The organism is Nostocoides japonicum T1-X7 (genome assembly GCF_001046855.1).
Lineage (GTDB): Bacteria > Actinomycetota > Actinomycetes > Actinomycetales > Dermatophilaceae > Nostocoides > Nostocoides japonicum.
This window is the reverse complement of the sequence record NZ_HF570958.1, coordinates 4,795,927-4,797,208: the sequence shown is the minus strand read 5'-3', so window position 1 is coordinate 4,797,208 and position 1,282 is coordinate 4,795,927. Positions and strand designations below refer to the sequence as shown.

Here is a 1,282-nt window from a genome sequence, read left to right as displayed (position 1 = left end):
CCTGCCTCGCGGCGTGCGCCGCCGGGCTCGTCGCCGCCGAGACGCTGCTCGGGCTCGCCGCGCGATCGGCCGCTCGACCCCCGCGGACGGGCGCTCCGCGCGGGCCGCTCCGACCGCATACCGAGCCTGCCGGAGTGGTCGGAGGCCGCTCATGACAAGTATGGTGGCCCCTGCACCAGACATTCCGCGGCATATGGGATCGGCCGCCGAGGGGGTCACCATGTCGGGACGAGCGGACGAGGGCCACAGCCAGGTCTCGGCCAACGCTCGGGCGTCCCTCTATGCCTGCTGGGTCGTCGCGGCGGCCCTCATCGCCCAGGGACTCGCGGGGAGCGCCTGGTCGTGGAGCACGGGCGACGCCGTCCGCTCCGTCCTCGCGTGCGTCATCTGCACGGCGACGCTCGTCGCTTTCCTGCGGTGGCAGTGGCGCGTCGTGCTCGGCGTCGAGCGGCTCGTCGTCACGCGACAGATCGTCCTCATCGTCGCCGGGGGCTGCGCCGCCATGGTCATCGGCGACCAGTGGGCCGCCCTCCCGGCCGCGATGACGGTGCTGCTCATCGTCCTGCGGCCGTGGTGGTCGCTCCTCGCCGAGGTCGTCCTCCTCCTCGCGCTCGGCCTGTTCGTCGCCGTCCGCTACGGCGACCGCTACGCCGAGGTCATGCCGATCGGCATCGCCGCCATGGGGGCGGTGCTCTACGCCCTCACCCGGCTCGCCATGGTCATCCGGGAGCTGCAGATCACCCGGGAGGAGCTCGCGCGGACCAAGGTGGACCAGGAGCGCGTGCGGATGCAGCGCGACCTGCACGACATGCTCGGCCGGACGCTCGTCGCGGCCTCCCTGCGCAACCAGGTGGCCCTGCGCACGCTGGACCGCGACGTCGAGGAGACGCGCGGGCACCTCGAGCAGCTCCACACGATCGTCATGGAGGGTCAGGCGAACCTGCGGATCGTCACCTCGGGCCCGGTCATCGTGAGCCTGGAGGCCGAGGTCGACTCCGCCCGGAGCCTGTGCCAGCGGCTCGGGATCGCCTTCGAGGCGCGGACGGAGCCGCTCCCCGGCCCGCAGATCGAGCGGTTCGTCGCGACGATCCTCCGGGAGTCGGTGACCAACATGCTCAAGCACAGCCGCCCCCGCACCTGCTCCTTCACGATCCGCAACGAGCGCCTGGCGGTCATCGTCACCCTCGTCAACGACGGCTGCCCCGAGGCCCCGGGCCGCGGCGAGGGCACGGGCCTGGCCCACCTGCGCGAGGCGGCCGCCCGGCTCGGCGGTCAGCTGACG

Annotated in this window: 1 protein-coding gene; it reads left to right on the top strand. The window is 73.2% G+C overall.

Translation table 11 applies throughout. The annotated features are described in order from the left end of the window. Positions 1–220: 220 nt before the first annotated feature. Positions 221–1,282, top strand: a 1,062-nt coding sequence (locus BN12_RS21795; protein WP_162233123.1) for a sensor histidine kinase, incomplete at its 3' end; no start/stop codon positions are given.